This is a genomic window from Chamaesiphon sp. VAR_48_metabat_403 (assembly GCF_031422475.1).
GTDB lineage: Bacteria > Cyanobacteriota > Cyanobacteriia > Cyanobacteriales > Chamaesiphonaceae > Chamaesiphon.
The window spans coordinates 1-7,929 of sequence record NZ_JANPLS010000181.1 but is presented as its reverse complement, the minus strand read 5'-3'; the positions used below and the strand labels follow the sequence as shown (position 1 = coordinate 7,929).

Genomic DNA, 7,929 nt, shown 5'->3' with positions numbered 1-7,929 from the left:
GGGCTGCTATCGCACCAGTGAGGCTTCGGTCTTAACTGTCAGAGCACTTCTCTAGCATAATCCCTGGTCAGTATCCTAGAGCAGTTTCTTTCATCTTTTAAACGACGTAAAACGTCGGCTTAGTTGCTCAGAATGAGAATCGAGCCTTCTCGCTCCCTACAGCCACCGCCCAGGGGACATTTTCGACCAAGATCTCTCGTAGCAAAGGTGTTGGTACTACTGGCTCGATGGCTGCAAATAGATTCGACTCCTCTCGCACTGTCAAGTCAAAATCTTCCACCGCCCGACTGAGTGTGAATTTACTGTATGGCATGGGGTTAGCTGAAATCGCGGTGGTAAGACTACTTGCTTTAATTGTGACAGATTCAACCCGATCGGTTTATCCCTGGTAGTGGAAGTGGTGTCTATGATGATTTCGATTATCCAAAGTTAACTATCAGCTTGACAAGCATTCTCGAATACTATAGTATTCGAGAATGACATATACAATCATTGACTTATTTGCTGGTGCAGGTGGACTAACTACAGGTTTTCATCTTGCAGGATTTGAATCTTTATGTGCAATCGAGATAGAAGCTAAAGCCTTAGCTACCTACAAGTATAATTACCCAAAATCTCAAATTATTCATCGGGACATACGGAAGGTAGATCCTTCAGAATTGCGCGTGCATTTAGGCTTACAAAAGGAAGAACTTACTGTCATTGTAGGTGGGCCTCCATGTCAAGGGCTTTCAAGAAATACTCCTGCTGATTATCGTTATCTTGATGATTCTCGCAATCAGCTATATCGAACATTTTTAGAATTTGTGCGAGAATTTAGACCACATTATGTGGTTATGGAAAATGTACCTGAAATTTTGAAAGCCTATGATGGTGCGATTAAACGTGAAACGATAGACCAACTGGAAAATCAAGGCTATAAAGTAACTTTTGGATCTTTAAATGCTGCTAACTATGGCGTGCCACAGACTAGAGCGAGAGCTTTTTTCTTGGCTAGCTTGGATAAATCTCTTCAATTTCCTGAATCCACACATACTGGAGATATTAGAAGTGATTATAGAGATATGAAATCATGTAACCAGCTTACTATTTTAACATCGAATATTTCTTCAATTGTTACCGTTAGAGATGCAATTGGAGATTTACCTTCACTAGAAGCAGGTCAAATATATAATGAAGAAGCTTATCCTATTGCCGCTCAAACTCCTTATCAAGCGATGATCCGAAATGGAAGTACTAAACTCACTAATCATATTGCGCGGGCTTTAAGTGCTATTCAAATGTCAAGAGCGCGTGTTCTTAGTGAAGGGCAAGATGCCAGGGATTTACCTGCTGAGTTAGCTCCAAAAAAGCATTATAGTGGAGCGTATGGAAGACTTTACTGGGACAAACCAGCCAGAACTATTACAAGATGGGTTTTTCATCCAGGATCGGGTAGATTTTTTCATCCAACTCAGAATCGGACAATTACGATTCGAGAAGCGGCAAGACTACATTCTTATCCAGACAATTTTCACTTTTTGGGGACATACACTGAGATGGCTTCCCAAATTGGGGAATCCGTACCCCCTCTTTTAGGTAAAGCAATTGCTGAATCAATTCTTCAAGCACATTAGTAGGTTGTTATGGATTAATTCGATCTTGCAGTGCTGAGAGAACAATTTGCACATATCGATCGATAGTAATTTGTTTCCTTTCAACTCTGATATGAACTGCGTCTCTAGGTAAAGTTCTAGCTCTAAAGAGTTGTTTCTGATTTTTATACCATACTAACTCTTTTTTACCAGCAATACTGCCTTGTAACCCTGCTCCTGATTTTCCTGTACTTCGCTCGATCGTCCAATCCCATGAAAAAACACTTGGATCGAGAGGAAATTCACAATAGATATATTCAGACCCTCCAATGGTTTTTAATAATATGCCTTCATAGCTATTGACAACACCTTGTTCGGCCTGATTTGATGTAATTTTTTCATTCCAATGCTTAATAATAGCCAAACCCAATTCTTCAGGTGAAGACTGTTCAGTCAAGTTAGGGAAACCAAGTTGAGCAGATTTTTTAATAATATCTGCTCTTTGGATGACAAATAAAAATGTACTTGCAGCCGTGAAATTATTTAATTGAAGAGACTTTAAAGACCAACCAGTTTCACTTGTCGCATCGACAGCATCATAGAGGAGTTTGCTGCGTCCTAATGCTGGGTCTGACAAAGGAATATCCTTAACATAATGAAAAATTGCTTCCCAAGTATAGTCTTCTACTGCGCCGATTAGAGGAGATGCTATGGTCGCAATAATGGCTCGTCTTAATCTTTCAATCTCATTTTCTCTCAACATTCCACAACTCCTCCACTGCTTGCAAAAAATTACTCATTGTCAAGCCCAAAGCAGTTGTGATATGACTGAGAACTCTAACAGATGGACTTTTCAAACCGCGCTCAAGTTGACTAATGTAGGTTCTGTGCAGACCTGTAACCTCTGCCAGATATTCTTGTGACCAGCCTTTTTCGATGCGACAGCGTTGAATTTCTAGTCCTAATATTCGATCCAGGTTACTTGGTTGCATAAGTCAAGATTAAAGCCTTGAATACCAAAGTTCTACAGACTAAAGTATTCAACTATTACTCAACTTCATCTTCAAAGAGATATTGTTAATGGCAGAGCATCATAGGAAAGAACCTTTCAAAGACAAAACGAATTTGCGGCAGCTTAGCACATAACATATGCATCAAATATTATATTAGTAGTAAATGGACAGATGATCCAAGCAAAGAAGCAAGATATTACGATCCAGTAAGCAAATAATATACCTTGATAATTTGGTAATTTTAGAACCTATTTATTCTATTTCTTCTTGCCAAATTTGCGCTGTAAGTCGGCAAGTGTCGCTGGCTGATTTGATTCCTGTGCTGGCTGGGTTTTAGGTAAAACTTGCGCTGGTTTAACTGATGATGTTTGGGGTTTATTACTACGCGCTACTGGTTGCACGGATGGACGATTTCCTGTTGGTGTAGACAACCCAGTTTTCATCGATAAACTGACTCGTTTGAGTTGGACATTGACTTCTAATACCTTCACCTTCACCACCTGTCCGACTTTGACAACTTGGCTGGGATCGCTGACAAAGTTATCGGACAATTGGGAGACATGTACCAATCCATCTTGATGCACCCCGACATCTACAAACGCCCCAAAGTTGGCTACGTTGGTCACGGTGCCCTCTAATTCCATCCCGACGACTAAATCTTTAATTTCCTGGATTCCTTCCTTGAAGGTGGCATATTTGAACTCTGCACGGGGGTCGCGTCCGGGTTTTTCGAGTTCGCTGATGATATCGCGAAGGGTGGGTTCGCCTAGAGACTCGGTGAGATATTTTTTGAGGTCGATATGCTTGAGTTCTGCACCGAGTTTGGTTGGTTCGGTCAGGGGAATATTAACATCTTTAGAGATCGCGGCCAGAATACTATAGCTTTCAGGATGGACAGCGGTATTATCTAAGGGATTTTCACCATCGCGGATGCGAAGGAATCCAGCCGCTTGTTCGTAAGCTTTGGGGCCGAGTTTAGCGACTTTGAGCAGTTGTTTGCGGTTTTTAAAAGCTCCATGCTCGTTCCGATAGGCGATGATATTGTTAGCAACTGCGGGACTTAAACCAGAGACAAATGTGAGGAGTTCTTTAGAGGCGGTATTTAAATCTACCCCGACAAAGTTCACGCAACTTTCGACGGTATCATCGAGCTTTTTACGCAGTAATTTTTGATCTACATCGTGCTGATATTGTCCGACTCCAATTGACTTAGGATCGATTTTTACCAGCTCGGCGAGAGGATCTTGCAAGCGGCGACCGATACTAATTGCACCGCGCACGGTAATATCTAAATCGGGAAATTCTGAGATTGCCACATCACTAGCTGAATAAATCGATGCTCCCGATTCATTCACCATTACTTTAATCGGCTTTGGCTCGACATCTGCCAAAAGTTCGATGACAAATTGGTCGGTTTCGCGTCCGGCGGTACCATTCCCGATCGCGATTAATTGGATGTTATATTTTTTGATGAACTGCTTGACTGTATTAGCAGCTTGCTGACGTTGATTCGCTGCTTGATGAGGGAAAACTGCCTCATACGCTAAGTATTTACCCGTCTCCGATAATACCGCAACCTTACAACCACTGCGGAAACCAGGATCGATCGCGAGTGTCGGTTTCATCCCCGCTGGCGCAGACAATAATAGTTCGCGTAAGTTAGTTTCAAAGTTAGAAATCGAGCCAATATCGGCTTGCAATTTACACTCAGCGCGTACCTCATTTACCAGCGATGTTTCCATCAACCGATTGAAAGCATCTTTGAGCATCGCTTGATAAAACTGCCGCACTGCGGGTACTTTAGTTTTTATCTCTTGTTCGGCTAAGTAATCGCAAATATCATCTTCACTAAATTCTAAATCGAGACTAATAACTTTCTCCGATTCACCGCGAAATAGAGCGAGTAAATTATGTGGCGCAACTTTACTGACAGGTGCCGAATATTTTCGGTACATCTCATATTTAGTCGAGCCTTCTTCCACATCATCTTTAATCTTCGATGTAAACTGCCCTTCCGACTGAATATACTCCCGAATATAAGCGCGCAAATTAGCTTTGTCCGCAGTAGATTCGGCGATAATATCTGAAGCACCAGCTAAAGCCTCTGTGGTTGTCTTAACACCTTTTTCTTCGTTAATATACTTTGCTGCTTCTACTTCTAATTCGACAGGTTGAGCAGTTGGCAAATTAAGAGAGCGAATCAATTCAGCTAGTGGTTCCAATCCTTTCTCCTTCGCAATCGTCGCTCTCGTGCGCCGCTTGGGTTTGTAAGGTAGGTATAGATCTTCTAACTCAGTTTTTGACAAACACTTTTCAATCTTCGATCGCAATTCTGGAGTCAGTTTATCTTGAGACTCGATCGAACTAATAATACTTTCTTTTCGCGCTGCTAATTCAGTTAAATACGTAAATCTTTCTTCCAGTTCCCGCAACACGATCTCATTCATCTCATCGGTACGCTCTTTCCGATACCTAGCAATAAACGGAATCGTCGCTCCCTCCGCAAATAAATCTAGAACATTTTGAACGATGTTCGGATTTAGGTTGAGTTCGGTAGCAATTTGAGTGCGGATATCTAACATACTTATGACAGCAAGAGGAAAAGAGGCTGGTTCGACGATTCTCGTTTCGAGAGATATATGATAGCACATGCGCTCGATCGGCTAGAGCGCGCATCGGCTTTATAGAATGGTACTGCAATTATCTAAGAACCGCTGCTTGGCATTCTCTAAAGCCTGCCGACATTCATGCGCGATTGGCTCGCGACGGAGCGCAGCACCAAAGAGCGGGAAATGTGAACCGATATCTTCTTTAGTATAGAGTTCGATCCCATCAGCCAGTGCTAGCGACTGTCCGAGTTGAAAGGCGATACTTTTGTAAATATCTACTTCGGGTGTAGCCTGTTTGCCAAAGTCTACAGGTACAGAGAAATCGAGTCGCGACAGCATGACACATTTTCCCTTAAAATCTCCTCGTAGGGCCTGCTTTACCCCTTCGCGGTGAGTTGTGCGAGAGTAGAATGAGAGAATAACGCGAGCGGTACGCTGGTACTTGGCATCAAGATCTCGCACTACAGGACGGGTAACGGCAAGTTGATGTGGTTGGAGGTGAAAGCCATAGGTTGCCAAAATAGCATTATTGGTTTCGTCGGAGATGCCTTTGAGCGTCTTGGTAATCACCCCATCATGCAGAATGCCGAAGTTAATATTCGGTGGTTTGGCATCTTTAAAGTGCGCCTGGATTGTCGGTGCAAGCTGTTTGGCGAGGATTTTGCTGGTTTCTAATTCTGGCAATGTATCGACAAAAACTAGGATATCTCGATCGATCGAAGAAGGAGATCCGAAGATATGAAATAGAGTCATTCTAATATTATCGCTACCTCACTCAAGTTTAAAAATTTTGCGATAACTACATAATAAATTATTTGACTAATCGATCGAGTTGTCGATCGTTAAAATTGGTGGGCAAAAGTTAGTATTTGCATAAGGTCATTTTGTGAAAAATTGCCCACCTTACAAAACTCCATAACCGAAGTTCTATAACATCATCGAGTATGAAATAATTAAGATCCCTGTCATTATGTAAGTCTGAAATCATCGAGAATACGTCCTTGGAAAAAGGATTCACGTTGCTTAATGTTGCCAAGATCCATCATGAAATTCGCGTATGGATCTGGTAGTTGGGTTTCATGCTTCAAACCAACATGTCTATGATGTTGGTGTGTCAGTTGGGTTTCGCTGTCGCTCTACCCAACCTACGAATTTCTATCCGACTTTACTCAAGATTTGAGCGACTACGGTCATACTTTCTTCATATAGTAAATCGCGACCCCAGCGTTGAAGATACTCAGCGAGTAAATCTTCAGCATTGCGCTCCGCCAGCGAAGTAACTTCTTCCACTCGCGCCGATTGGGTACCGCCTTTGGTTTCCATTTGCATACAGCCAGCTACCTCAGAGCAGAGAACGGTGTTGCAGTTGGCTTTGGGATTGCTAGAAGTGAGGCGCACGCCCATAATATCGCCAGGAATATCGCCAGAATCAGCCGTTGGCATTCCGGCTAGCTCGGTATGAATGGTGCGTCCGTCAGGGGCGACAAAATCGACCTCGCGTAAGTCATAGTCGCCACCAGAATGGGTATAACTGGTGGGTTGCCATTGCAGGCGACTGGCGAGCCAACCGAGAAACATGATGGCTTGAGCGGGGTTTCCCTGCTCGTAATTTACATCTACTCGATCGATCTCGGTGATATCTTTACGACGAGCGGGGGGATCGTAGGCTTCGGCGGTAAGTTCTTGCCAGCCAGCAATGCGCCGCCAGTTGAGATCGATAACAGGCATTCCCTGGTTGAGAATTTCGTGGAGCTGCAATAGTTCGGATTCACCGCTGGTAAATTCTGCCGAGTCAAAGATGACTGAATGCGCTCTGTGAGCTAGTTGTTGGAATAGAGGTTTGGTAGGAGTGGGGGTATCTTTCCACCACAGGAAACGCGGTAAATCGGCGACGGCGAGGTTAGCGATGCTCTCGCCATTGCGCTCTAATGCGTCTGGAGTGCCCCGTAAGGTGATGTATTCGCTACAGACTAAGGAATGGAGGTTTTGCTTCTTCATCGGGCAATAAACCGACACCTGTGCGCCAACACCTGTATCTTCGCCAACGCTCGGACATACGGTAATTATCCGACGCGGATTGGTATTGGCGATCGCATCTGTAACTACATAACCGCGATTATCGACATCTTTTTCGACGGCTAAGGCGTGGGTATCGTGAGTAGCGGTAATTAGATCGTGATATGCAGCCTGGATTTTAGCCATCGTCTCGCGATCGAGTTTACCAGTTACGGGTAGTTGATAACTTTCCTGTGCTACTTTAATCGCCTTAACTTGTGCTGGCCCAAAAATACCATCGATCGGCCCATTGTAGAAGCCCAACACTGCTAACATGTGCTGGGTAGGTTCTGGCTCGTAAACAATAAATGTAAACGTACTTGCCTGAGTTGCCACGATCGCATCCTGAGCTAAATTATCTGGCTGATAGTCTTTCCAGATCTGACTTAATTCATGTTCGATGTCTGTCACCGAAACATCCTTGGGCGCACGAAGCGATACAACTGGCGGAGATTGAGTACTCATAGATTAGGAATTAGGCTTTAGGAATTAGGCTTTAGGGTAAAATCCCCTCCCAGGAGCGAAAAGTGCGTTCTTGGGGCGCGACGTTTGTGGGGGAAGCTTCCCCCACAAACGTCGCTTGTTTCCCCTGTCTTGTCTCGCCTTTTTTGACGGGGAACCCGTCCAAAGGCGAGCCGCAAGTAAAGCACCTTTTCAAGAGAGGGGTGCCCGTTCGCG

Annotated in this window: 8 protein-coding genes; 1 reads left to right on the top strand and 7 read right to left on the bottom strand. The window is 43.8% G+C overall.

Annotation, left to right across the window (positions count from 1 at the left end; genetic code table 11):
• Window positions 1-127: 127 nt before the first annotated feature.
• Entirely contained in the window at window positions 128-313 is a 186-nt protein-coding gene (locus RMO79_RS08715) for a hypothetical protein (protein WP_310482723.1), read from the bottom strand.
• A 163-nt stretch (window positions 314-476) separates the two neighbouring features.
• Between RMO79_RS08715 and RMO79_RS08710 the strand changes: the two genes are divergently transcribed.
• The gene (locus RMO79_RS08710) at window positions 477-1,616 is read left to right on the top strand and encodes a DNA cytosine methyltransferase (protein ID WP_310482722.1); all 1,140 of its coding nucleotides are present in this window, start codon (window positions 477-479) and stop codon (window positions 1,614-1,616) included.
• A 7-nt stretch (window positions 1,617-1,623) separates the two neighbouring features.
• On the opposite strand, the gene RMO79_RS08705 is transcribed toward RMO79_RS08710, so the two are convergent.
• The 6 genes from RMO79_RS08705 to RMO79_RS08685 all read right to left on the bottom strand — a co-directional run.
• Window positions 1,624-2,337 carry a hypothetical protein gene (locus RMO79_RS08705; RefSeq protein WP_310482721.1) on the bottom strand — a complete coding sequence of 238 codons (714 nt, stop codon included), beginning with the start codon at window positions 2,335-2,337 and terminating at the stop codon, window positions 1,624-1,626.
• Window positions 2,321-2,566 (bottom strand): helix-turn-helix domain-containing protein, encoded by a 246-nt coding sequence (locus RMO79_RS24490; protein ID WP_396136558.1) that lies wholly within the window; start codon window positions 2,564-2,566, stop codon window positions 2,321-2,323. Before RMO79_RS24490 ends, RMO79_RS08705 begins: the two co-directional genes overlap by 17 nt.
• 278 nt (window positions 2,567-2,844) lie before the next feature.
• Entirely contained in the window at window positions 2,845-5,169 is a 2,325-nt protein-coding gene (locus tag RMO79_RS08700) for a Tex family protein (RefSeq protein ID WP_310482720.1), read from the bottom strand.
• A gap of 99 nt (window positions 5,170-5,268) precedes the next feature.
• Window positions 5,269-5,949, bottom strand: a complete 681-nt coding sequence (locus RMO79_RS08695; protein WP_310482719.1) for a hypothetical protein — start codon at window positions 5,947-5,949, stop codon at window positions 5,269-5,271.
• A 402-nt stretch (window positions 5,950-6,351) separates the two neighbouring features.
• Window positions 6,352-7,716: a glucose-6-phosphate dehydrogenase assembly protein OpcA gene (gene opcA, locus RMO79_RS08690; RefSeq protein ID WP_310482718.1), complete on the bottom strand. Its 1,365-nt coding sequence runs from the start codon at window positions 7,714-7,716 to the stop codon at window positions 6,352-6,354.
• Between the two features lie 31 nt (window positions 7,717-7,747).
• The coding region (locus RMO79_RS08685; protein WP_310482717.1) for a hypothetical protein at window positions 7,748-7,929 on the bottom strand (182 nt) is incomplete at its 5' end.

Bases quoted from the DNA above. Each gene is read 5' to 3' on its own strand.
- opcA (WP_310482718.1), bottom strand. From the start codon at position 7,716: ATGAGTACTCAATCTCCGCCAGTTGTATCGCTTCGTGCGCCCAAGGAT.
- RMO79_RS08700 (WP_310482720.1), bottom strand. From the start codon at position 5,169: ATGTTAGATATCCGCACTCAAATTGCTACCGAACTCAACCTAAATCCG.
- RMO79_RS08705 (WP_310482721.1), bottom strand. From the start codon at position 2,337: ATGTTGAGAGAAAATGAGATTGAAAGATTAAGACGAGCCATTATTGCG.
- RMO79_RS08695 (WP_310482719.1), bottom strand. From the start codon at position 5,949: ATGACTCTATTTCATATCTTCGGATCTCCTTCTTCGATCGATCGAGAT.
- RMO79_RS08710 (WP_310482722.1), top strand. From the start codon at position 477: ATGACATATACAATCATTGACTTATTTGCTGGTGCAGGTGGACTAACT.
- RMO79_RS08715 (WP_310482723.1), bottom strand. From the start codon at position 313: ATGCCATACAGTAAATTCACACTCAGTCGGGCGGTGGAAGATTTTGAC.
- RMO79_RS24490 (WP_396136558.1), bottom strand. From the start codon at position 2,566: ATGCAACCAAGTAACCTGGATCGAATATTAGGACTAGAAATTCAACGC.